This window comes from Sphingomonas paucimobilis NBRC 13935, from assembly GCF_000739895.2.
Lineage (GTDB): Bacteria > Pseudomonadota > Alphaproteobacteria > Sphingomonadales > Sphingomonadaceae > Sphingomonas > Sphingomonas paucimobilis.
The window spans coordinates 1-22,302 of sequence record NZ_BBJS01000014.1; the positions used below are offsets into that span (position 1 = coordinate 1).

A 22,302-nucleotide genomic window follows, 5' to 3' on the forward strand; every position below is an offset into this window, starting at 1 on the left:
GGGGAGGAATAGCTTCCGACCGAACGTGTCGATCAGGCGTCGACCGTGATCACGCCGCGTCGGATTTGATCCAGCTCGATGCTTTCGAACAGGGCTTGGAAATTGCCGTTGCCAAAGCCTTCATTGCCCTTGCGCTGGATGATCTCGAAGAAGATCGGGCCGACCATATTCTCGGTGAAGATCTGGAGCAGGATGCCCTCTTCGCCGACATTGCCGTCGATCAGGATACGGTTGCGCTTCAACCGATCCAGATCCTCGCCATGGCCCGGCACGCGCTTGTCGACCAGTTCGTAATAGGTCTCGATCGTATCCTGCAACCGCACGCCGCGCGCGCGCAGCTTTTCGACCGTCTCGTAAATATTTTCGGTGGTCAGTGCGAGGTGCTGGATGCCTTCGCCATTATATTCGCGAATGAATTCCTCGATCTGGCTCTTCTCGTCCTGGCTCTCGTTAAGGGGGATGCGGATCGCCTTATCGGGGGCGATCATCGCCTGGCTGAACAGGCCGGTCGCCTTGCCCTTGATGTCGAAATACTTCTGCTCCTCGAAGCCGAACAGCTTGGAATAGAAGCCCGACCAGGTCCGCATCTCGCCGCGACGGACATTGTGCGTGAGGTGGTCGAGCAGATCGAGCCCGACATTATTCTCGGCCTCGGCCTGCTGCCAGCCTTGGACCTCGTTCCAGTCGGCAAAAAGGTCGCCGCCCGCCTTGACGAGATAGAGATAACTGCCGCCAATCCCTTCGATGGCCTTGGCATCGGGTGTCAGGCAACCGCGCGTCGCATCGACGGGGCTCGCGCCGCCCATGACCGCGTGATCGAACGCCTCCGCCGGGTCGGCGACGTAAAAGCCCATGCCGCTGGCCGATGGGCCGTGCTCGGCACGGAAATCGGCAGCTTGGCCTTCGGCCTCGGCATTCAGGAGCAGCGTGATACGCCCCTGCTTGTAACGGGTGATGGCTTTCTCGGGATGACGATGGGTGGGGACGAAGCCCATCGCGTCGAACTGTCGGGCTAGCATATCGGGTTCGGGGGTGGTGAACTCGCAAAAGGCGAAGCCGTCCAGGCCCAGCGGATTGTTCGGGGTGGTTGCCATGACGTCCAACTCCTGATCCAGTAACGTTGGTGACTAAATCGCAGACCGGAGAATTGGTGTCAAATGTTACGATCTCGCGAATTGCGGCTTGATGCCTTCCTTCCCTACCGTCTGTCGATTACCTCGAATTTGGTTAGCGACCATATCGCCAGCGCCTATCAAAAGCTTTTCGGGCTTACGATTCCGGAGTGGCGGCTGATCGCGATCGTCGCGGAGGAGGGGGCGGTCGCCCAATCGGCGGCGTGCGAGCGAAGCCGGATGGATAAGGTCACGGTCTCCCGCGCGGCGATCGCCATGGTCGGCCGCGGGCTGATGGCGCGCACGGCGCATGAGGGCGACCGGCGCTCCCATCTGCTTGTCCTGACCGAAGCTGGCCGAGAATTATACGCAGATGTGTCTCCCAAGGCATTAGAACTGGAAGAACAATTGTTCGAGGGTTTCAAGCCGGAGGAGCTGGAGGCCTTTGTCGCGATGCTCCGCCGGATCGATGCCGTTGCGCTGTCGCTCCGCGATCAGCCCAAGATCGAGCGATAAAGCGCGAAATACTCGTCGGCCATCCGATCGACGGAGAAGCGGGTTGCGGCGGCTTTGCGACAGGCGGCACGGTCGATTTCGCCGATACGCTCTATCGCCGCTATGGCCTCATCCACATTGTCGACCAGAAAGCCGGTGACGCCGTCGTCGATCAGCTCCGCCATCGATCCCCGCCGGATCGCGATGACGGGGGTGCCGCATGCCATCGCCTCGACCACCGACAGGCCGAAAGGTTCGTCGAAATTGATGAGGTGGAGCAAGGCGCGGGCCCGACCCAGCGTCGCCGTCCGTTCCGCACCACCGACAGGGCCGCGATAGACGATGCGATCGCCATCGACATAGGGCGCGACCTCTCGCTCCCAATAACCCTGGTCCTGGACGATCCCGGCCATGATCAGCCGCCGTCCGCTGGCCTGCGCGGCCGTGATGGCCTCGGCCGCACCTTTGTCGGGATGGATGCGACCAAAAAAGAGGAGATTATCATGACCTTCTGAATCAAAAGGAAATTGTTCGATCGGGATGCCGTGATGGATCGTGGCCGCATAGCGAAGACGCGGATGGCGGTCGGCATCGGAGATCGCCACATAATGAACCCGATCCTGATAGGGTTCGTACATCGGCATGATCCGTTCCGACGAAAAGCCGTGGATGGTCGTCACCATCGGCGTATCGACCAGCCGGGAAAAGGCGTGGGCCGGAAAATCTGCCTGGTTATGGATCAGATCGAATTCGCCGGCACGTTCGAAGACGGTGGCGAGATGCCGCATCTCCCAGACCTTGGCATCGACCGATGGGTCTTCCGAATAGGCGGCCGGCACCGGACCGGCCAGCGTGGCATTGGTGATGCTGTCCTGCGTTGCGAACAGGGTGACATCGACGCCGCGTGCCACCAACGCTTCGGTCAGCAGGCTGGTGACCAACTCCCAGGGGCCATAGGCGCGGGGCGGGGTCCGCCACGCGATCGGGGCAATCATCGCGATCTTCATGCGGCGGCGTCGACTTTCAGGATCAGCCCCTCATCGGGACGCAGGATGGAAGGAGCGGTGTCAGCCAATGGCCCCGGCAGGGTGGAAAGGAGAGGTCGCGCCACCGGCAGGTCGACCATGGCAGGAGCGTGGCTCAGATTCAGTGCAACGACGAAGCGCTCGCCATCCTGTTCACGCTCATAAGCCAATACGTCACCCTCCACCTCAAGCAGCTTTATGTAGCCAGTGGCCAAGGCGGGGGTCGCACGCCTCAGCGCCAGCAATTGGCGATGAAGCGAAAGTATCGAGGCGGGATCGTCGCGCTCGGCGGCAACGTTTTGATGTTCCCAACCGGCCCCCAAAGGCAGCCAGGGCTCACCTTGGGTAAAGCCGGCCTGTGGGCTATCGTCCCATGGCATCGGCGTGCGGACGGGATCGCGTCCCAAGCCCAAACCCGGCTCCCGCAATTCGCGTGGATCACGGACCCGGTCGAGAGGAATGACCCCATTTTCCAATCCCAGTTCGTCGCCATAATAAAGCGTCGGCGTGCCGCGGAGCGTCAGCAGTAGCATCGCCGCGACACGGGCTTGGGCCGCGCCTCGCTTGGTCGCGCTACGCGGTCGGTCATGGTTGCCCAATACCCAATTGGGCCAGCCGCCGGGGGGCAAGGCCGCTTCATATTCGGCAATCATCCGCGCCAGGCTGCGCGCCTGCCATGGGGCGTCGATCAACTGGAAGTTGAAGGGCAGGTGCACCCCTTCGCCCTCAAGGCCATAATAGCGCATCAGCCGTTCGACCGGCAGGTAGATCTCGCCGATCAGAACCCGCTCATCCCCTTCACGACCAAAGGCATCCGCGATGGCGCGCATATCGGCGGTGATGTCATGCACTTCGGGCTGATCGGTCGAGTGATGCTGAAACACCCGATTCATCTCCCCGGTGGTGGGGTCCCAATCGGGGTTGATCGGATTGTCGGGAAATTCGGCGTGCTTGACGATGTGCCACAGGACGTCGATCCGAAACCCATCCACGCCACGCGCGAACCAGAAGCGCAGCACGTCGAGCATGGCGGCACGCACCTCGGGGTTGCGCCAGTTGAGATCGGGCTGTTCCTTCAGGAAGGCATGGTAATAATATTGGCCGCTGGGCGCGTCATAGGTCCAGGCCGGGCCACCAAAGTCGCTGATCCAATTATTGGGCGGGCCACCATCGGGGGCCGGGTCGCGCCAGATATACCAATCGCGCTTGGAATTCTCACGGGACGAGCGGCTCTCGATAAACCAGGGATGCTGGTCCGAGCTATGGTTGGGAACGAAATCGAGCAGGACTTTCAGGCCGCGCGTATGGGCAGAGGCCAGAAGCGAGCCGAAATCGGCCAGCGTTCCGAAGCGTGGATCGATCCCGCAATAATCCGCCACGTCATAACCGAAATCCGCCATAGGTGACGGAAATATCGGGGATAACCAGATCGCATCCACGCCCAGATCGACCAGATAGTCGAGCCTCGCTTCGATCCCGCGAAGGTCGCCGATGCCGTCGCCATCGCTGTCCTGAAACGACCAGGGATAGATCTGATAGAGCACGGCCGATTGCCACCAGGGCACGGCGCTCATCGGACGCGATCCTTGGGCAAGCGGGTCATCCGGCACGCCAGATCGGCTTCGCCACTGGCGATCAGATAATGATCGCCAAGGTCGACGATGCCGGTGGAGAAGACCACCGGTGTCGGCAGATACATCTGATGGGCGATCGGCGCGGTCAGCGACGGATCGGCCTCCAGCAGGGGATGCTCGTCTTCGATCCGGATGATCTTGGTCGGGTCATCGGCATCGAACAGCGCCCAGAAGCTGCGATAAATGCCGACGGACTCGCGACGCTCGACGCCGTGATACAGGGTCAGCCAGCCCTGATCGGTCAAAATCGGGGGTGTGCCGCCACCGACCTTCATCGCCGACTTCGAAGCCTTGCGGGCGCGGATGCCCGGCGCTTCGAGGGGCTTCCAATGCAGCCCGTCGGGTGAGGTGGCAAAATTGATCGATGGGCCGCCGATAAAGGGGCTGTCGTCCGGATAGGCGAAATAGACTTCACCCAGGGGGCGGGTCAGCGCCATGAAGCGCCCGCCGACCAGCCCTTCGAAGAACAGCATATCCTTGTTCTGATGGTCGAGAATGATCCCTGCCAGCCGATAATCGAGGCCGTTGTCGGATATATGCAATGTGGTCGAGTGGCGCTCGGCCGAGACCGAGCAGGTGGTCATATACCAGCGGTCGCCGATCCGGCTGATCCGGGCATCCTCGACGCCATAATCCTGCCAGGTGGCGGCCGGCTCGATCGCCTTATCATAATGGACCGCGACAATGGCGCTACCGTCGGGCGACAGTTCGACCGGCAGCAACCATGACAGGGAGGTCAGGGCCAGAATGCGGTGCGCCGCGCCCCGGATCGCGAATTGCCGGGGATCGGTCATGTCGACCTGATCGACGGGATAGCGGTCCAGTGTATAGCTTCCGCGATCCCAACGGATCGCACGGACATGGCCGCCGTCGATCGGCTCGGACAGGGCCTCGGCAATGCGGACTATCAATAGCAGATTGCCGTTCGGCAATTGCGTCATGCCGGGATTGAAGGCCCCCAAAACGAAGGTGGGTTGGGCAATGCCCCGGCGAAGCGGCGACCGGGACAGATCGACATCATCGGGGCAGAAGATCAGGTGGTCGTCGGACATCGCCACGCCAACGTCTGCTCTTGCGTCCCGTTCCGCCTCATCGTGCGGTGGCGACCTTCAAGAAGACGGACCAGCGATGCTCGAAGAAACTGTCGGCATCCAGGCCGCCAAAGGGGTCGGGCAAGTCGAACTGCAACCGCCGGCTGGGACCGTCGAGCATATCGGCCAACAGGTTGAACAGGCTCTGCGCCGGTTCGTCGCCCCGCAATTCCCCGGCCTCCTGCGCTTCGCGAACACAGGCGACGATCGGATCGCACAACACCCGGTCCCACGTTGCGAATCGTTCGCGCAATTCTTCGGAAAATACAGACTCGGATGTCATGAATGCCATGAAACGAACGGAGTCCGGCTCTACGCAAAAAAGAAAAAAACGCCGTGCGGCGAAGCGCAGGCGATCCAACGGGCTGTGGCCTGTGCCATCCTCATCCATCGCCTGACGCAGCCGGTCCAGGTCGCGCGTGACGACCGCGTCCAGCAGGGCCATCTTGCCGGTATAGCGCCGATAGATAGTATGCTTGCTAACCCCAACAGATAGCGCGAGTTCTTCCATCGAAGTGCCTTCGATGCCGCGTCGGCAAAAGGCTTCGCGCGCGCCCGATAGGATGATGTCGTCGATATGCTGCGCCTGCTCCCGCGTGGGGCGCCCTGCGCTTCTCTTGATGGTGGTGGTCGCCATGGAGGCCCTTTTGCGGCGTGTAAGGCAGGACGTCAAATTTAATTGGACTTAGTCGTTGCTTTTTTGCAGGTGCGAGCTAGACGAAATGCTGATGACTTAAACGTCATGTGGTTCAGGGAGTTTCTCGGCGTGGCCAAATTTTTCGTTCCTGGGTCGTCGCTTGCGATGGCGCTTGCATTGGCGGCGTGCGGTCAAGGCGATCAGCAGCAACAGGCTGCGCCCCCGCCACCGCTGGTGACGGCAATCACCGTCCAATCCACCGCGGTGCCGAACATCATCGAGCTGCCCGGCCGAATCGAGGCGATTCGCACGGCCGAGGTGCGGGCGCGGACCGATGGTATCGTCGAGGCGCGCTTGTATCGCGAAGGCACCGACGTGGCCGAGGGACAGCCGCTGTTCCGCATCGACCAGCGGGATTACCGCGCGCAGGTGCAGCAGGCACAGGCGGCGCTGGCCCGGGCCGAGGCGGCGCGGGTCAATGCGGCGTCGATCGTCCGCCGTTATCAGCCGCTGGTGTCCGAACGCGCGGTCAGCGCGCAGGAGTTCGATGCGGCGCAGGCCACGCTGCGTCAGGCGGATGCGAGCGTTGCCGATGCGCGCGCCGCCTTGTCGCGTGCGCAGTTGCAGCTCAGCTACACCATCGTCCGGGCGCCGATCGCCGGCCGGGTCGGCCGTGCGCAGGTGACCGAAGGCGCGCTGGTCAGCGCGACCCAGGCGACTCCGCTGACCCAGGTCGACCAGATGTCGCCCATCTATGCGGTCTTCACTCAGTCCAACGCGGCGCTGAGCGAACTGATCAGCCAGGCCCGTTCCGGCGGGTTGGCGCTGCCCAATTTGTCGCAGATCACGGTTCGCCTGACGCTGGAGGACGGGACCGAATATGGGCCGGCGGGGCAGATCGACTTTGCCGGCCAGACCGTCGATCCCACGACCGGCAGCCAGCAGTTGCGGGCTCGCTTCCCGAACCCGAACCGCATGTTGCTGCCCGGCCAGTTCGTGCGTGCGCATGTGACGGCCGGGACGATCCGCGACGGGATTTCGGTGCCGCAGCGCGCGGTGCAGCTAAGCAACCAGGCCGCCTCGGTGATGGTGGTCGACGGATCGGGCACGATCCAGGCACGGCCGATTACCCTGGGCGGCCAGGTGGGCAGCAACTGGGTGGTCCTCTCGGGCCTCAAGCCCGGCGAAAAGGTGGTGACCGAGGGCTGGCAGAAGGTTCAGCCGGGCCAGAAGGTCCGCGTCCAAGGCGCCGATCAGGCCGGCGGCCGGCCGGACGCACCCGCCAATGGGCAACGGGCACAGGGCCAAGCGGGCGGCCAGCCCGCCGCTGGTCGCTGATCGCCGGGGAACGCATCACATGAACCGCTTCTTCGTCTATCACCCGGTCTTCGCCTGGGTGATTGCGCTCTTCATCGCTCTATTCGGCGTGATCGCGCTCCGCCTGCTGCCGATCGAAAGCTATCCCTCGGTCGCGCCGCCCTCGCTCAATCTGGCGATCAGCTATAACGGCGCCGATGCCGAAGTGATGGACCGTTCGGTGACCGCGGTCATCGAGAAGGAACTGAACGGCGTCGACAATTTCCTCTACATGGCGTCGACCAGCCGCTCGAACGGCACGGCGCAGATCACCGTCACCTTCAAGCCTGGCACCAATCTGGACGTCGCACGGACCCAGGTCCAGGATCGCCTAAGCCGTGCCGAACCGCGCCTGCCGCAGGAGGTCCGTGCGCTCGGCATTCAGGTGACCGAGGGCTCGGCGGGCTTCCTCGAAGTCATCACGCTCAGCTCGAAAACCGGCAAGACCAGCCCCGTCGAGATGGGTAACTTCGCCGAGAACAATATCCGCAATGAGCTTCGTCGTATCGATGGCGTCGGCGACGTTCAGCTCTTCGGTTCGCCCTATGCGATGCGCATCTGGCTCGATCCGCAGAAGCTTGCCGGCTACAATCTGTCCGCCTCGGAAGCGCTGGCGGCGGTTCAGGAGCAGAATAGTCAGACGGCGGGCGGCTCGATCGGTGCGCAGCCGCTGAACCGTACGGCAGAGTTCACCGCGCAGATCATCACCCAGAACCGCTTCGCCACGCCCGAGCAGTTCCGCCAGATCATCATCCGCGCCAATCCGGATGGATCGGCGATCCGGCTGGGCGATGTCGCGCGGGTGGAACTGGGCAAGGACAATTATGGATTCCGTCTGACGCTGAACGGCAAGGAGACGGTGGGTCTCGCCGTCCAGTTGGCGAGCGGAGCCAACGCGCTGGCGACGGCGGAGGCGGTATCGGCGCGGATGAAGGCGCTGCAGTCCAGCTTCCCCGCCGATGTGACGTGGAGCGTCCCCTTCACCACCACGCCGTTCATCACGGCGTCGGTCGACAGCGTCATCCACACGCTCGTCGAGGCGATGATCCTCGTCTTCCTCGTGATGTTTCTCTTCCTTCAGAACTGGCGCGCCACGCTGATCCCCGCGATCGTCGTGCCGATCGCACTGGGGGGCGCCTGTATCGGCCTGTTGGCCTTCGGCTTCTCGATCAACACGCTGTCGCTGTTCGGCATGGTGGTGGCGATCGGCATCCTGGTCGACGACGCGATCGTCGTCGTCGAGAATGTCGAGCGCATCATGTCCGAAGAGGGGCTGAGCCCCCGCCGCGCGACCGTAAAGGCGATGGGGCAGATCACCGGCGCGATCATCGGCATCACGCTGGTGCTGGTCGCGGTGTTCATTCCGATGGCCTTCTTCCCGGGCTCGACGGGCGGCATTTACCGCCAATTCTCGGTGACGCTGGCCGTCTCGATCTTCTTCTCGGCGCTGCTCGCGCTGACGCTGACGCCGGCGCTGTGCGCGACGCTGCTGAAGCAGGAGGATGCGCATCTTGAGGATCGTCCCGAGCCCAAGCCGGGCGTGCGGGGCCTGCCGCGCCGCTTCTTCAACTGGTTCAACGACAAGTTCGGCCGGGGCACGGAGAAGTATACCGGCGGCGTCAAGACGATGATGTCGCGCCCGGTGCGCTGGCTGGCGGTGTTCGCCGTGGTCGTCGTCATGACGGGCCTGTTGTTCACCCGCGTGCCCGGTGGTTTCCTGCCGACCGAGGATCAGGGCTATATCTTCGTGTCCTATGACGCGGCGCCCGGCGCCACGCTGGAGCGGACGGGCGAGGCGATCACCAAGGTGGAGAAGTTCCTCCATGCCCAGCCGCAGGTGTCGGACATCGTCTCGGTCGCTGGCTTCAATTTCTTCGGCCAGGGGCAGGCGGCGGGCATCTCCTTCGTCAACCTGAAGCCGTGGGAGGATCGCAAGGGGACCGAGAACAACTCGACGACGCTGGTCGGCAAGACCATGGGCTTCGTCCAGTCGATCCCGGAAGCGACCATCTTCGCGCTCGACCCGCCGCCGATCCAGGCGCTGGGCAACGCGACCGGCTTCTCGATGAAGATCGAGGATCGCTCGGGCCTGGGTGAGGCGGCGTTGCAGCAGGCACAGGGTGCCATTCTCGCCAAGGCGTCGCAGAACAAGGCGCTAATGGGGGTTCGTCCGGAAGGTCTGGGGCCGGCGCCGCAGCTCTATGTGGATATAGACCGCATCCAGGCACGGGCACTCGGTCTCCAGATCGCCGACGTCAACCAGACACTGTCGATCGCTTTCGGTTCGGCCTATGCCAATGACTTCGTTCGCGAAGGCAATGTGCTGCGCGTCTATCTGCAGGCCGATGCGCCGCAGCGCATGTCGCCCGACGACGTGCTGGCGCTGCGTGTCCGCAATCAGCAGGGCAATATGGTGCCCTTCTCGGCCTTCACGAAGGTGCGTTGGCAGAATGGTCCGCAGCAGTTGGAGCGGTATAACGGCTATCCGTCGCTGACCGTCTCCGGCATGGCTGCGCCCGGCCAGTCGACCGGGACCGCGCTCAACGCGATGGAGCAGATCGCACGCGAAGTCCTGCCCCCGGGCATGAGCTTCGAGTGGACCGGCACCGCCTTCGAGGAAAAGCAGGCCGGTGGCCAGATCGGGTTGCTGCTCGGCCTGTCGCTGATCGTCGTCTTCCTGCTGCTGGCCGCGCTCTATGAAAGCTGGGCGATCCCGCTGGCGGTGTTGCTGGTGGTGCCGTTCGGTGTGCTCGGCGCGGTGCTGCTGACCATTCTACGCGGCTTCTCGGCGGACGTATATTTCAACGTCGGGTTGATCACCATCATTGGTCTCGCGGCGAAGAACGCGATCCTGATCGTCGAATTTGCCATCGAGGACCAGCAGGCCGGCCGCACGCCCTTCGAGGCGACGGTGGAGGCGGCGCGGCAGCGTCTGCGCCCGATCCTGATGACCAGCCTGGCCTTCATCCTGGGCATGGTGCCGCTGTTCATCGCCAGTGGCGCGGGTGCGGCGAGCCGTCGTGCGGTGGGTACGGGCGTGATGGGCGGCATGATCGCTGCCACGGCGTTCGGCATCTTCTTCACGCCGGTCTTCTACATCGCGGCGAAGAAGTGGCTGGCGCGTGAGCACGACCATGAAGCCGAGGATGCCGAGGAGGAGGCACGTGAGCGTGAAGCGCGCGACGCCCACAACCCAAATGGCCATGAGGAGGGCCCGGCCCATGCATAAGGGCTTTTCCCGTGCGGCCGCCACGCTGGCGCTGACCAGCGCACTGACCGCCTGCAATCTGGCGCCGCAATATCGCCAGCCGGTCGCCCCCGTGTCCGCCACCTATCCCGAGGCGGGCGCGGGAACGCGGACGGCGGCCGAGATCGGATGGCGGGAGTTTTTCGCGGACGAACAGCTCAAGGCCTATATCGCGGCCGCCTTGGCGAATAACCGCGATCTGGCGCAGGCGGTGGCGCGCGTCGCCCAGGCGCGGGCGCAATATCGCATCCAGGATGCGCAGCGCCTTCCGCCGCTTGACCTGTCGGCCAGCGCTTCGCGGACGCGGATTCCCCTCAATTCGCTCGGTTTTGGCAATGCGCTTCCCGGTGGTGGCGACGCGCAGAACCCAACCTCGATCACCTATAACCAGTTCGCGCTGGGCGCCCGGGTATCGAGCTTCGAGCTCGATTTCTGGGGCCGCGTGCGCAATCTGGCCGAGGCGCAACGGCGGCAATATCTGGCGACGGTCGAGGCGGAGCGCGCCTTCCGCCTGTCGCTGGTCGGGCAGGTCGCCGCGACCTATCTCCAGATCCGCGCCGCCGAGGAGCAAATCGCGCTTGCCGAGCGGACCGTTGCCAGCCGCCGCGAGGGGCTGGGCATCGCCAAGCGGCGGATGGATGCCGGCGTCACCTCCAGCGTCGATTACGATCAGGCGGCGGCGCTGTTGACCCAGGCGGAGACCCAGTTGGCCGAGCTCCGCCGCACCGTGGCGCAGTCGCAAAATCTGCTGACGGTCCTTGTCGGCGGTCCCATCACGGGGCCGCTGCCGGCCGGGCGTCGCCTCGGCGATCAGAACCAGTTCGCCGCGATCGAACCGGGCCTGCCTTCGGCCCTGCTGGTGAACCGGCCGGACGTGCTTCAGGCGGAGCAGCAATTGCTGGCGGCCAATGCCAATATCGGCGCGGCGCGCGCGGCCTTCCTGCCCAGCATCTCGCTGACCGGTCTGGCGGGTTTCGTCTCGCCGGCCCTCAGGAACCTGATCGATGGCAATTCGCAGCAATATCAGGTGCAGGGTGCCGCATTGCTGCCGATCTTCGACTGGGGACGTCGCAACGCGCAGCTTCGGCTGAGCCGGGCGCAAGCCGACGAACTGACCGCCGCCTATCAGCGGACGGTGCAGGGCGCGTTCCGCGAAGTGGCCGATGCGCTGGTCGCGCGGCGTCGCTTCGCCGAGCAGATCGAGGCGCAGACGCGCGCGGTGGAGGCGCAGCGGCGCCTCGCCCGTACGGCGCGGCTGCGCTACAATAACGGCATCTCCATCTACCTAGAGGTGCTGGATGCCGAGCGGAATCTGTTTTCCGCCGAGCAGCAATTGCTGACCTTGCGCAGCTCCGCGCTTCAGAACGACGTGACCCTCTACGTCGCGCTGGGTGGTGGGCTGCGTGAGACAGGCGGGACGCCGGCGGCCGGTTGACCCCACTCCCCGGCCGGTACGCAGGGCGCGAGGGGCGCGGCGGAGATATTCGCCGCGCCCCTTTGACAATAGGGGCTTTCGGCGTAGCGCCGCTGGACCAATGGGGGACGATATATGACGCAGCCAAGCCAGTGGACGATCGGGATCATCGGCGGATCGGGGCTCTATGCGATCGACGCGTTGGAGGATGTCGAACGACTGGTGATCGACACCCCCTGGGGTGCGCCATCGGATACGTTGGTGCGCGGGCGGATCGGGGCGACGAACTTCGTCTTCCTGCCACGTCACGGACGGGGCCATCGCTTGTCGCCGACCGAGGTCAATGCCCGGGCCAATATCCATGCGTTGAAGCTCGCCGGCTGCACCGACGTGCTCGCCATCTCCGCGATCGGATCCTTGCGCGAGGAACTGCCGCCCGGCCGCTTCGTCGCGGTTGATCAGTTCATCGACCGGACCGTGCACCGGGATACCAGCTTCTTCGGTGCCGGCCTCGTCGCCCATGTCTCGATGGCCGATCCGGTATGTCCCCGCTTGTCGGTCTTCGCGGCCGAGGCGGCGGAGCGGGCGGGGGCGTCGGTGGCGCGTGGGGGGACCTATCTGGCGATGGAGGGGCCGCAATTCTCGACACGCGCCGAAAGCTATCTCTATCGCCAATGGGGCGCCGACGTCATCGGCATGACCGCCATGCCCGAGGCCAAGCTCGCGCGTGAGGCGGAGCTTCCCTATGCGCTGATCGGCATGGTCACCGACTATGACTGCTGGCGCGAGGACGAGGCGCATGTCGAGGTCGATGCGGTGCTCGCCCAACTCAGCGCCAACGCGGCGACCGCGCGGGAACTCGTGACCCAGCTTGCCGCCCTGCTGCCGCCCCAGCGCACGCCCTCGCCGATCGACACGGTGCTGGATCAGGCGCTGATCACCCATATCTCGCATGTGGATCGGGCCAAGGCGGAAAGCCTCGGCCCGATCGTGTCGCGGGTGCTTGCCGGACGGGGTGGTTGAGGATCAGTCCTCGATGATCTGACTGTTCTTGCGGGTGTCGCGCATCCGCAGATACACGATCAGCGAGATACCGATCATCGCCGTGACGTACCAATAGAAGCCCTGTTCGAAGCCAGACCGCTTGAACAGCAGCGCGACCGACTCCGCCGTGCCGCCGAAGATGGTATTGGCCAGCGCATAGGGCAGGGCGACGCCCAGCGCGCGGATATGCGCGGGGAACAGCTCGGCCTTCACCACCGCGTTGATCGAGGTGTAGCCGGTGACGATGATCAGGGCGACCATCACCAATGCGCCCGCCACCAACGGATCGCGCGTCGTCTCCAGCGTCGAGAAGATCGGATAGGTGAACAGCACGCCCGCAATGCCGAACGCGACCATCAGCGGCTTGCGCCCGATCCGGTCGGACAATCCGCCCGCGACCGGCTGAAGCAGCATGAAGATGAACAGGGTGACGGCGTTGATCTGGCTGGCGACCTCACGGCTGAAGCCGCTCGTGTTCACCAGGAATTTCTGCATGTAGATCGAATAGGCATAGAAGGCGAGGGTGCCGCCGGCGGTCAGCAGCATGACCGTCAGCGTCTCGCGCGGATGTTTGGTGAAGAGCTGGACCAGCCCCGACTGGGGCGCGCCATCCTTCTTGGTGTTCTCGAAGCTCTGCGTCTCGGCCAGGCCACGCCGGATGTAGAAGACGACGATGGCGAGCACCGCGCCCAGCGCGAAGGGGATGCGCCAGCCCCATTCGTCCAGCGCCGCCTCGGTCATGGTCGCCTGAAGGATCAAGAGGACGCAGATGGCGAGAAGCTGTCCGGAGATCAGCGTGACATATTGGAAGGACGAGAAGAAGCCGCGGCGATCCTTGCCCGCCATCTCGGAGAGATAGGTCGCGCTGGCGCCATATTCGCCCCCGACCGACAGGCCCTGCATCAGGCGCGCGATCACCAGCAGCGCCGGCGCCGCCAGGCCGATGGTGGAATAGCTGGGCGTCGCCGCGATAATCAGCGAGCCCATGCACATCAGCGTCACCGACAGGGTAAGCCCCGCCTTGCGCCCCTTGCGATCGGCATAGATGCCCATGATCCAGGCGCCGATCGGTCGCATGATGAAGCCGACCGCGAACACCGCCGCCGCGCTCAGCAACTGGGCGGTGCGGTTCTCCGAGGGGAAGAAGTGTGGCGCGAAGTAGAGGGTGAAGGCGGAGTAGACATACCAGTCGAACCATTCGACGAGATTGCCGGTCGATCCGCCGATGATGGATTTCAGGCGGTGCCGTCCGGGATCGGCGATGGTGGCTGACATATCTACTCCCCTTGGTCGTTTCTGATGTGTGGCGTTTAGAAGCGGAAGCTGAGCCAGCCGGCCCAGAAATCCGAGCTCTTCAAATTCGCACGCTTCAAGACGGTGTCCGCCTGGAAATGTTCGTAACGGCCGGTAAACGAAAGACGCGGCGTAATGGTCCACACCGCCTGCAGGCGGGCGACCTCGGCCACCTTCTTGCCGCGGACATTCTGCGTGCCGGCCCAGGGCGCGCCGCTGGCGCGATAGACGGCATCGAACTCGTCGGGGCGCCAGGCAAAGCCATATTCCGCGGCTAACCGCACGCCCTTCAGCGGCGTGAAGGTGAAGTTCGGCGCGGCGTACAGCAGGTTGGTCGGCGTCAGGAACAGGCCGTAGCTGTAATAGATGTTGTTCCCGAACAGGCCATTGGTCGTATTCAAGGCGCCCGTGCGGTTATAAGAGCCGCCGCCCGATCCATAGTCGAAGTGGACGCCGACGCGTGGCGCATCGGACGCCTTGCCCAACTTGTAGGTCTGCGCCACGAATGCCTGCCAGGCCGAGATCGGACGGTTGCCAAAGGTGCCGCGCTGGTGATTGACGGTCCAGTCGAGATTGATCGGACCGATATCACCATAGCTATGCAGACCGAGGAAATAACGTTCCTCGAGATCTGTCACGCCACCCCATGATCCCCGGCGATTGCGCAGCCGCCAGATGAAGGGATCGAGGTACAGCTTGGACCCGCCGAACAGCTTGGGTGAAAGACGAAAGCCGAAGGTCGCGCCCGAGAAGCGCACATCCGGATTGGTCTTGTCGTCGCTGATCCCCCCGAAACCATAATTGACATAATTCAGGTCGAAGACGTCCACCCGCGCATTCTTACCGCGCGCATAGGCACGCACGCCGTCGAGGACGAAGTACAATGTATTGTTGTCACGCCCGACGGTCAGGAGCTGCGGCCCGTCGAAGAACTCCTGGCGACCCGCGCGCACGCCGACGTCGAGGCCCAGTGCCTTGCCCTTCACCTCCGCAAAAAGCTGCTGCACCGCCAATTGGTTGCGCAGATTGCCGCCGGGCGTGCCCAGGTTGATGCCCTGCAACTCCGCGCGGCCCAGTTCGCCGAATACCCGGAAATGGTCGCCCAGATGAACATCGGCGCCACCGACGATACGGGCGATGTCCTGACGCTACTGCTGGACTTCGCGCAGATTGGGGTTGGTGGTCAGGTTGACGCGAGTGCGCAGCTCCCCTGAAAAGGTGACATAGGACTTGCCGTCCTCGGTCAGCTTCACGCATTTCAGCGCATCGATGAAATCGTCCCGCTTGGCGGGATCGCACAGCTTGCTCCAGTCTTCGGCCCAACGCGACTGGTTGTAGCCATTGACCGTATTGCCGTCGCCGGCGGCTGAGGTGGGATAGGCGGTGCTGGCCGGGCTGGCCGGCTCGGCGGCCGCCTTGGGCGTGACGGCCTGCGCGCTGGCGATGCTTGGGGCCAGACCCGCCGCCAGGATGGCGGCGGAGCCGACGAGCCAAACGAATTTCATGATAATAGTCCCCTCAATCGTACCGGTCTGTCGTCACATCGGCTGCACTAGCGTTGCAACGTTAAGGAAAAGTCCGGCCGGTTCGCGCGGCGGGACTTTTCCGCGCAGGTCAGGCGATGGCCGGCTGTGCGGCCGGCAATACCGACTTGTTGTTCAAGGCCGCGTCCAGCGCGTCCTTGTCCAGTGCTCCCTCCCAGCGGGCGACGACCACTGTGGCCACCGCGTTGCCGATGAAGTTGGTCAGGCTGCGGCACTCCGACATGAAGCGGTCGATGCCGAGGATCAGCGCCATGCCTGCCACGGGCACGTCCGGCACGATCGACAGGGTGGCGGCCAGGGTGATGAAGCCGGCCCCGGTGACACCCGCCGCACCTTTCGAGCTCAGCATGGCGACGAGCAGGAGCGCCAGTTGCTGACCCAGCGAAAGATCGACGCCGCAGGCCTGGGCGATGAACAGCGCGGCCAGCGTCATGTAGATGTTGGTGCCGTCCAGATTGAACGAATAACCGGTGGGGACGACCAGGCCGACCACCGACTTCTCGCAACCGGCCTTTTCCATCTTCTGAAGCAGGCTGGGCAGTGCGGCTTCGGACGAGGAGGTGCCGAGCACCAGTAGCAATTCGGCCTTCAGATAACGGATCAGCTTCAGGACCGAGAAGCCATTGGCACGGGCGATGGTGCCGAGCACGACGACGACGAACAGGATCGAGGTGAAGTAGAAGGTCGCGACCAGGGCACCGAGATTGACGAGGCTGCCGACGCCGTATTTGCCGATGGTGAAGGCGATGGCACCAAAGGCCCCGATCGGGGCGGCACGCATCAGGATGCCGACCATCCGGAAGACGACAATGCTGATCCGTTCCAGGCTGTTCAGCAGCGGGCGGGCCGGTTCGCCAACCAGCGCCATCGAGATGCCGAACAAAATGGCGACCATCAGGACCTGCAGGATGTTGCCCTGGGTGAAGGCGCTGACCAGCGTGTCGGGAATGATGCCCAGCAGGAAGCCGGTGACGGTCGTGTCATGCGCCTTGGCGGTATATTCCGCGATCGAGCCCGCATTCAACGAGGCCGGGTCGATGTTCATCCCCGCGCCCGGCTGAACGACGTTGGCGACGATCAGGCCGACGACCAGAGCGAAGCTCGACACGGTAATGAAGTAGAAAAAGGCCTTGCCGGCCACGCGGCCGACCGAACCCAGTTCGCGCATCCCGGCGATGCCGGTGACGACCGTCAGGAAGATGACGGGAGCGATGATCATCTTCACCAATTTGATGAAGGCATCGCCGATGGGCTTGAGCGATTCGCCGAAGGACGGCCAGAAATGGCCGATGATCGCGCCCAGTGCGATCGCGACCAATACCTGTACATAGAGATGCGACCAGACCCGAGCGCGCTTGGGCGCTTCGGCGACGGCATAATCTTGGGCGATCACGGCTTTCATCATCCTCTACAAAAAGGAACGGACGCGGTGGGCCGCGCTCCGGGTTGCCGAGAGTGTGCGGGATTGCGCCTGCGAATTCAAAGTGATGGCCTTCGCGATATAAAACCTTGATAAATAACGATAAATAATCTCCCTTTCACATCTGTCGGGCGAAATTCCGCATGGTGTTGATGCCACGCTTGCGATATTCCGCACATATGGCACGCCTCATTGCCCTGATCCGCCTTTATCGGCGTCATGCGATTCCGCTGGTGGGTGTGCTGTTGCTGACGCTGGCGGCGGCTTTGATGTTGCGGGTCTATGCCCATCGTCAGGCAGTGGCCGATCTGCGCGCCGATGCCACCCGGATCGCGCGGCAGCAGGAGCGGCTCCTCAACAGCGAGCTTCAGCGTTTCCGGCTGCTGCCCATCGTGCTGGTCGAATATCCCGACCTGGGCAATGCGTTGCGCAATGGATCGCGCCGGGCGGCGGAGCGGCTGAACGAGAAGCTGCGCGGCTTGGCCGAGCGGACGGGCGCTCCGGTCATCTATGCGATCGATCGGCAGGGGCGAACCGTCTCCGCCTCCAATGCGGGGCAACCGGACAGCTTTGTCGGCCGCAACTACAATTTCCGGCCCTATTTCCGCCAGGCACTGGCGCACGGGACGTCGGAATATTTCGCGTTGGGCAATACCAGCCACCGCGCCGGCCTGTTCCTTGCCCGTCGGATCGGTCCCGCCGATGCCCCCGATGGCGTGATCGTCGTGAAGGTGGAGTTCGGACGGATCGCCCAGGCCTGGGCAAGTGATCCGGGGCAGAGCCTGTTGACCGACGATCATGGCGTGGTCGTCGTGACCTCTGATCCGGGTGCGCTGTTCACGACGATGAAGCCACTGACACGCGGCGCTCGGGGCGAGATCGACGATGCGCAGCAGTTCGGCGGCGTTCGCTTGCGGCCTGCGCCCTATCGCTTGGTGCCGGGCGGCTGGGCGATCGATCGCGAGGGCAATCGCCATGTCGTCGCGCGGGTGGCGGTGCCGTTGCCGGGCTGGCGATTGATCCACCTGTTGCCCTCCCGCTCCGCCTTCCGCGCGGCAGATAGCTGGGTTCGATCGGTTACCGCGCTGATCGGTGCGGGGCTTCTGGCGCTGGCGTTGATCGGCATCTGGCGGCGCACCCGCGCCGAACGCGTGGCAGAGGCGCGCGAGGCTTTGGAGGCAGAAGTCGCCAGGCGGACCGCCGAGCTTCGCGCGACCAATGACCGGCTGACGATCGAGATCGCGGAGCGTATCCGCGCCGACCAACGCTTTCGCGCCGCGCGCGAGGAATTGGCGCAAGCCAATCGGCTGGGGTCGCTGGGCTCGATCACCGCCGGCGTCGCCCATGAGATCAACCAGCCGGTGGCGGCGATCCGTACGCTGGCGGAGAATGCCCGGACCTTTTTGAGCCGGGCCGCACCCGACAAGGCGGCGGGCAATCTCGCCACCATCGTCGACCTGACCGAGCGGATCAGCTCGATCGTTCAGGAGATGCGGCGCTTCGTCCGGCGGGGCACGCATGGTATCGGGCCGGTGGCGCTGGATGCGGTGCTCGATGGCACCATGTTGCTGATCGGCGATCGGTTTCGCAGCGCGGGCGTCGTGCTGGAACGGCCGACGGACGAGCCATTGCCCGTGGTGATCGCGGGCCGTGTCCGCCTGGAGCAGGTGCTGGTCAACCTTCTCCAGAACGCGCTGGATGCGGTGGCGGACCGTCCCAACCCACGCGTGCGGATGAGCGTTCGCGAGGAGCAGGACAGCGTGGAACTGACCGTCGAGGATAACGGCCCCGGCCTCGATCCCGAGATCGCGCCGGAGATCTTCACCCCCTTCGTCACCGGCAAGCCCGATGGTCTGGGGCTGGGGTTGGGCATTGCCAGGGATATCATGCGGGAGTTTGGCGGCATGTTGGATACCATTCCTTCCTCGCTGGGCGGGGCGGGCTTCATTATCCGGTTGCGCCGGGCATGAGCGAGGGCGATGCGAATGGCGGCCTGCGGGTCTTGCTGGTCGATGACGACACGGTGCTGCGCCAGGCGCTGGCCCAGTCCTTCGAGCTGGCGGGGATCGATGTCGAGGCGCATGGTGATCCGCTGGCCGCACTTGCAGCGATTACGCCGGACTTTCCGGGAATGGTCGTGTCGGACATTCGTATGCCGGGGATCGACGGCATCGAACTGGCCCGCCGGGTGGCGGCGATCGATGCCGAAATTCCCGTCATCCTGATGACCGGGCATGGCGATGTGCCGATGGCGGTCGCGGCGCTGAAACAGGGCGTGTTCGATTTCGTCGCCAAGCCCTTTGCCGCCGATCATCTGATCGCGAGCGCGGGCCGTGCACTGGAGATGCGGCGGCTGGTCCTCGACAATCGCCGACTGCGGACGGCGGCGGAGGAAGCGCAGGGCGCCTATCCGCTGATCGGCGAAACCCCGGTCATGATGCGGCTTCGCGAGACGGTGCGGCAGGTGGCACAGGCCGATGTCGATGTGCTGGTCGAGGGCGAGACGGGCACCGGCAAGGAACTGGTCGCACTGCTTCTTCACCGTTGGAGCGCACGGCGGACACGCCCCTTCATCGCGGTCGACTGCGCCGCGCTGCCCGAGGCGATCGCCGAGGATGAGTTGTTCGGCCATGCTCATGGCCGGACGACGGGCCGCATCGCCGCGGCCAACCGTGGCACCCTGTTTCTCGACGAGGTCGACAGCATGGCGCCGGCGCTGCAGGGCCGGATGCTGCGCGTCGTCGAGGAGCGTGAGGTGCGGGCGATCGGGTCGGAGGATCCGCAACTGCTCGACCTGCGGATCGTCGCGGCCGCCAAGTCCGATCTGGCGCGCGCGGTGGAGGAGGGGCGGTTCCGCGCCGATCTCCTTTACCGGCTCGATGCCGTGCGTCTGCGCGTCCCGCCCTTGCGTGAGCGGCGTGCCGATGTCCCGCTGCTCTTCGCGCATTTCCTGCGCGAGGCGGCCGAACGCTTCGGCCGACCGGTGCCGATGATCGATGGCGGCGTCCAGGCGCGGCTTTTGTCGCATGACTGGCCGGGCAATGTCCGGGAGGTGCGCAACTATGCCAACCGTGTCGCCCTGGGGCTGGTGGGCGGATTGGCGAGCGAGGGGCAGGAGGCGGGGGATTCGCTATCACTGCCCGAGCGCGTCGAACGGTTCGAGGGGGCGACGATCCGCGCTGTCCTGGAGGAGGTGGCCGGCGATGTCCGCGCGGCGCTCGCCATCCTCGCCATTCCGCGTAAGACCTTTTACGACAAGGTCGCCCGGCACGGCATCGATCTGAATGCCTATCGCCCCAATCGCGCCTGACGCATCGGGCCATGTCTACATATCACTAGCGGAGGTTCCAAAACCTCGCTGTCTCTTATCGGGGCAGGGGGGACAGGGTCTGGGAATTGCTCAGCGGCGAAGAAGTTAACGGCGCGTTAAGAGGTTCGCCATGAGACGCCGCCTTGTCCTGACCAACGAAGCAGCCCGTCATCCTTTTCGACGCAGCCTGCCACCGCCCCCGCCAGCCCGGAGCCGGCGCGACGATGATCAGGATTTGCGCCTGTTCGTCCTGAGCTTCACCGCTTTCTTTATCAGCATCTACAGCTTTCTGCTCTGATCCCGACCGAGCGCCGGTTCACGCGACGTTGGGGCAGCCATCGGCACACGCCCGGTGAAGCCGTAGCGCCAGCCAGGCGGAGACCAGGCACATGCCCGCGACGACGAAGAGCATGTCCTCGGGCGTCACGCCCATGGCGCTGATCCCGAAGACGCAGACGGATCCGATCGTCATGGCGAAGCAGTTGACGATATTGTTCGCGGCCACGGTCCGCGCGGTCTGATCCTTCTCCACGGTCGTGGTCAGAAAGGCATAGAGCGGCACGACGAACATGCCCCCCGTCGTCGCAATGGCGAGCAGCGTCGCCAAGATGCCGATCGCACGCGGCTCGGCCAGGAAGCTCTGCCAGCTATAGAGCGTACCGGCGGGTGCCGGCGTCCAGTTGCGGCAGAGGAACGAGAACAGCACCACGAACGCCCCCATGGCGATGACCGAGATGGGGGAGTAGCGTGCCGAAATCTCGCCCTTCAGCATGGTATTGATCACCACCGATCCGATCGCGACGCCGACGGAGAAGATGGCGATGGCCAGGCTCGCCACCTCCTTGTCCGCGGTCAGCACATTCTTCACCAGCGGCGGAAAGACGATGATGAGGACCGAGCCGATCGTCCAGAAGAAGCTGATCGCGATGATCGCCAGGAACAGCCGGCGGATGTGGAGCGTCGCCGCGATCAACCGCCAGGACGCGGTGAACGGGTTGTAATTGAGCTTGAGCGGCGGCCCTTCGCGCGGGGCGGGGGGCACCATGCGCCCGCTGAACCAGCCCAGGCCGGCGACGACGAGCACGCCGATCGCCGCGGCCTCGACCGGTATCCACCCCGCGGCCACCGTGCCGAGCAGGATCGCCAGATAGGTTCCCGCCTCGACCAGACCGGTACCGCCCAGTACGTCGCCGGGCTCCAGATGCTGGGGCAGGATCGCGTATTTGATCGGGCCGAAAAAGGTCGAGTGGACGCCTAGCGCCAGTACCGTACCCAGCATCAATGCGAGGCCGATCGTCGTATAGCCCATCTTGGCGATCATCAGGCCGAGCGCGCCGACCAGCATGATGCCGATCTCCACCGTCTTGACGATGCGGATGATCCGCGCCTTGTCATGACTGTCCGCCAATTGGCCCGACAGCGCCGACAGGAAGACGAAGGGCAGGATGGCCGCGCCGGTCGCGGCGGCGTTAAAATAGGACTCGGAGACCGGATCGGTGAAGATCGTGTAGGTGGCGAACAACACCATCGACGTCTTGAACAGATTGTCGTTGAAAGCGCCGAGGAACTGGGTGGTGAACAGCGGCAGGAAGCGGCGCCGCTTGAGAAGCCCGAGGGCATTGAGCATGACGAAAAATGGCCCGATCGTGGCAACAGGATGACGGCAACATAACTATGCGA

18 protein-coding genes are annotated in these 22,302 nt (G+C 64.2%); 8 read left to right on the forward strand and 10 right to left on the reverse strand.

Annotated elements, in window-relative coordinates; all coding sequences use genetic code 11:
* Positions 1-32: 32 nt before the first annotated feature.
* Positions 33-1,094 carry a 4-hydroxyphenylpyruvate dioxygenase gene (hppD, locus tag SP6_RS04655; RefSeq protein ID WP_007403220.1) on the reverse strand — a complete coding sequence of 354 codons (1,062 nt, stop codon included), beginning with the start codon at positions 1,092-1,094 and terminating at the stop codon, positions 33-35.
* 63 nt (positions 1,095-1,157) lie between these two features.
* On the opposite strand from hppD, the gene SP6_RS04660 reads away from it, so the two are divergent.
* Positions 1,158-1,628, forward strand: a complete 471-nt coding sequence (locus SP6_RS04660; protein WP_007403439.1) for a MarR family winged helix-turn-helix transcriptional regulator — start codon at positions 1,158-1,160, stop codon at positions 1,626-1,628.
* On the opposite strand, the gene SP6_RS04665 is transcribed toward SP6_RS04660, so the two are convergent.
* From SP6_RS04665 to SP6_RS04680, 4 genes are read right to left on the reverse strand one after another with little or no spacing between them, the layout of a single operon-like run.
* Complete coding sequence (locus tag SP6_RS04665; protein ID WP_007403339.1) at positions 1,607-2,614, reverse strand: glycosyltransferase family 4 protein; 1,008 nt, start codon at positions 2,612-2,614, stop codon at positions 1,607-1,609. The genes SP6_RS04660 and SP6_RS04665 overlap by 22 nt on opposite strands.
* Entirely contained in the window at positions 2,611-4,206 is a 1,596-nt protein-coding gene (locus tag SP6_RS04670; RefSeq protein ID WP_007403618.1) for an alpha-amylase family glycosyl hydrolase, read from the reverse strand. Before SP6_RS04670 ends, SP6_RS04665 begins: the two co-directional genes overlap by 4 nt.
* The gene (locus tag SP6_RS04675; protein WP_037567687.1) at positions 4,203-5,318 is read right to left on the reverse strand and encodes a glycoside hydrolase family 130 protein; all 1,116 of its coding nucleotides are present in this window, start codon (positions 5,316-5,318) and stop codon (positions 4,203-4,205) included. The genes SP6_RS04670 and SP6_RS04675 overlap by 4 nt, the downstream gene beginning before the upstream one ends.
* A gap of 37 nt (positions 5,319-5,355) precedes the next feature.
* Entirely contained in the window at positions 5,356-5,994 is a 639-nt protein-coding gene (locus SP6_RS04680) for a TetR/AcrR family transcriptional regulator (RefSeq protein ID WP_042468616.1), read from the reverse strand.
* Positions 5,995-6,123: 129 nt separating this feature from the next.
* Here SP6_RS04680 and SP6_RS04685 point away from each other — a divergent pair, with 129 nt between their 5' ends.
* From SP6_RS04685 to mtnP, 4 genes are all read left to right on the forward strand, one after another.
* Positions 6,124-7,332, forward strand: coding sequence for an efflux RND transporter periplasmic adaptor subunit (locus SP6_RS04685; RefSeq protein ID WP_007403209.1), 1,209 nt, complete (start codon positions 6,124-6,126; stop codon positions 7,330-7,332).
* A 19-nt stretch (positions 7,333-7,351) separates the two neighbouring features.
* Complete coding sequence (locus SP6_RS04690; protein WP_007403231.1) at positions 7,352-10,579, forward strand: multidrug efflux RND transporter permease subunit; 3,228 nt, start codon at positions 7,352-7,354, stop codon at positions 10,577-10,579.
* Positions 10,572-12,032 (forward strand): efflux transporter outer membrane subunit, encoded by a 1,461-nt coding sequence (locus SP6_RS04695; protein WP_007403302.1) that lies wholly within the window; start codon positions 10,572-10,574, stop codon positions 12,030-12,032. The genes SP6_RS04690 and SP6_RS04695 overlap by 8 nt, the downstream gene beginning before the upstream one ends.
* A 114-nt stretch (positions 12,033-12,146) precedes the next feature.
* The gene (mtnP, locus tag SP6_RS04700) at positions 12,147-13,034 is read left to right on the forward strand and encodes an S-methyl-5'-thioadenosine phosphorylase (protein ID WP_007403206.1); all 888 of its coding nucleotides are present in this window, start codon (positions 12,147-12,149) and stop codon (positions 13,032-13,034) included.
* Between the two features lie 3 nt (positions 13,035-13,037).
* Here the strand turns inward: mtnP and SP6_RS04705 are convergent, their stop codons facing one another.
* The 4 genes from SP6_RS04705 to SP6_RS04715 all read right to left on the reverse strand — a co-directional run bounded on the left by SP6_RS04705 (position 13,038) and on the right by SP6_RS04715 (position 17,285).
* The gene (locus SP6_RS04705; protein ID WP_007403371.1) at positions 13,038-14,330 is read right to left on the reverse strand and encodes an MFS transporter; all 1,293 of its coding nucleotides are present in this window, start codon (positions 14,328-14,330) and stop codon (positions 13,038-13,040) included.
* A gap of 35 nt (positions 14,331-14,365) precedes the next feature.
* Positions 14,366-15,487 (reverse strand): alginate export family protein, encoded by a 1,122-nt coding sequence (locus SP6_RS04710; protein WP_369397419.1) that lies wholly within the window; start codon positions 15,485-15,487, stop codon positions 14,366-14,368.
* 9 nt (positions 15,488-15,496) lie between these two features.
* Positions 15,497-15,853 carry a hypothetical protein gene (locus SP6_RS21440; protein WP_232253980.1) on the reverse strand — a complete coding sequence of 119 codons (357 nt, stop codon included), beginning with the start codon at positions 15,851-15,853 and terminating at the stop codon, positions 15,497-15,499.
* Between the two features lie 109 nt (positions 15,854-15,962).
* A complete protein-coding gene (locus tag SP6_RS04715) occupies positions 15,963-17,285 on the reverse strand; it encodes a dicarboxylate/amino acid:cation symporter (RefSeq protein ID WP_007403546.1) in 1,323 nt (440 codons plus the stop codon).
* Between the two features lie 206 nt (positions 17,286-17,491).
* Here SP6_RS04715 and SP6_RS04720 point away from each other — a divergent pair, with 206 nt between their 5' ends.
* The 3 genes from SP6_RS04720 to SP6_RS21210 all read left to right on the forward strand — a co-directional run bounded on the left by SP6_RS04720 (position 17,492) and on the right by SP6_RS21210 (position 20,920).
* On the forward strand, positions 17,492-19,282 hold the full coding sequence (locus SP6_RS04720; protein WP_042468682.1) for a sensor histidine kinase: 1,791 nt from the start codon (positions 17,492-17,494) through the stop codon (positions 19,280-19,282).
* Positions 19,279-20,622 (forward strand): sigma-54-dependent transcriptional regulator, encoded by a 1,344-nt coding sequence (locus SP6_RS04725; protein WP_007403287.1) that lies wholly within the window; start codon positions 19,279-19,281, stop codon positions 20,620-20,622. Before SP6_RS04720 ends, SP6_RS04725 begins: the two co-directional genes overlap by 4 nt.
* A gap of 130 nt (positions 20,623-20,752) precedes the next feature.
* Positions 20,753-20,920, forward strand: a complete 168-nt coding sequence (locus SP6_RS21210) for a hypothetical protein (RefSeq protein ID WP_007403246.1) — start codon at positions 20,753-20,755, stop codon at positions 20,918-20,920.
* Positions 20,921-20,938: 18 nt separating this feature from the next.
* On the opposite strand, the gene SP6_RS04730 is transcribed toward SP6_RS21210, so the two are convergent.
* On the reverse strand, positions 20,939-22,249 hold the full coding sequence (locus tag SP6_RS04730) for an MFS transporter (protein ID WP_007403503.1): 1,311 nt from the start codon (positions 22,247-22,249) through the stop codon (positions 20,939-20,941).
* Positions 22,250-22,302 lie beyond the last annotated feature (53 nt).

Excerpts from the sequence above, each read along its gene's own strand:
- hppD (WP_007403220.1), bottom strand. The coding sequence starts at position 1,094 with ATGGCAACCACCCCGAACAATCCGCTGGGCCTGGACGGCTTCGCCTTT.
- SP6_RS04660 (WP_007403439.1), top strand. The coding sequence starts at position 1,158 with ATGTTACGATCTCGCGAATTGCGGCTTGATGCCTTCCTTCCCTACCGT.
- SP6_RS04665 (WP_007403339.1), bottom strand. The coding sequence starts at position 2,614 with ATGAAGATCGCGATGATTGCCCCGATCGCGTGGCGGACCCCGCCCCGC.
- SP6_RS04670 (WP_007403618.1), bottom strand. The coding sequence starts at position 4,206 with ATGAGCGCCGTGCCCTGGTGGCAATCGGCCGTGCTCTATCAGATCTAT.
- SP6_RS04675 (WP_037567687.1), bottom strand. The coding sequence starts at position 5,318 with ATGTCCGACGACCACCTGATCTTCTGCCCCGATGATGTCGATCTGTCC.
- SP6_RS04680 (WP_042468616.1), bottom strand. The coding sequence starts at position 5,994 with ATGGCGACCACCACCATCAAGAGAAGCGCAGGGCGCCCCACGCGGGAG.
- SP6_RS04690 (WP_007403231.1), top strand. The coding sequence starts at position 7,352 with ATGAACCGCTTCTTCGTCTATCACCCGGTCTTCGCCTGGGTGATTGCG.
- SP6_RS04695 (WP_007403302.1), top strand. The coding sequence starts at position 10,572 with ATGCATAAGGGCTTTTCCCGTGCGGCCGCCACGCTGGCGCTGACCAGC.
- mtnP (WP_007403206.1), top strand. The coding sequence starts at position 12,147 with ATGACGCAGCCAAGCCAGTGGACGATCGGGATCATCGGCGGATCGGGG.
- SP6_RS04705 (WP_007403371.1), bottom strand. The coding sequence starts at position 14,330 with ATGTCAGCCACCATCGCCGATCCCGGACGGCACCGCCTGAAATCCATC.
- SP6_RS21440 (WP_232253980.1), bottom strand. The coding sequence starts at position 15,853 with ATGAAATTCGTTTGGCTCGTCGGCTCCGCCGCCATCCTGGCGGCGGGT.
- SP6_RS04720 (WP_042468682.1), top strand. The coding sequence starts at position 17,492 with ATGGCACGCCTCATTGCCCTGATCCGCCTTTATCGGCGTCATGCGATT.
- SP6_RS04725 (WP_007403287.1), top strand. The coding sequence starts at position 19,279 with ATGAGCGAGGGCGATGCGAATGGCGGCCTGCGGGTCTTGCTGGTCGAT.
- SP6_RS21210 (WP_007403246.1), top strand. The coding sequence starts at position 20,753 with ATGAGACGCCGCCTTGTCCTGACCAACGAAGCAGCCCGTCATCCTTTT.
- SP6_RS04730 (WP_007403503.1), bottom strand. The coding sequence starts at position 22,249 with ATGCTCAATGCCCTCGGGCTTCTCAAGCGGCGCCGCTTCCTGCCGCTG.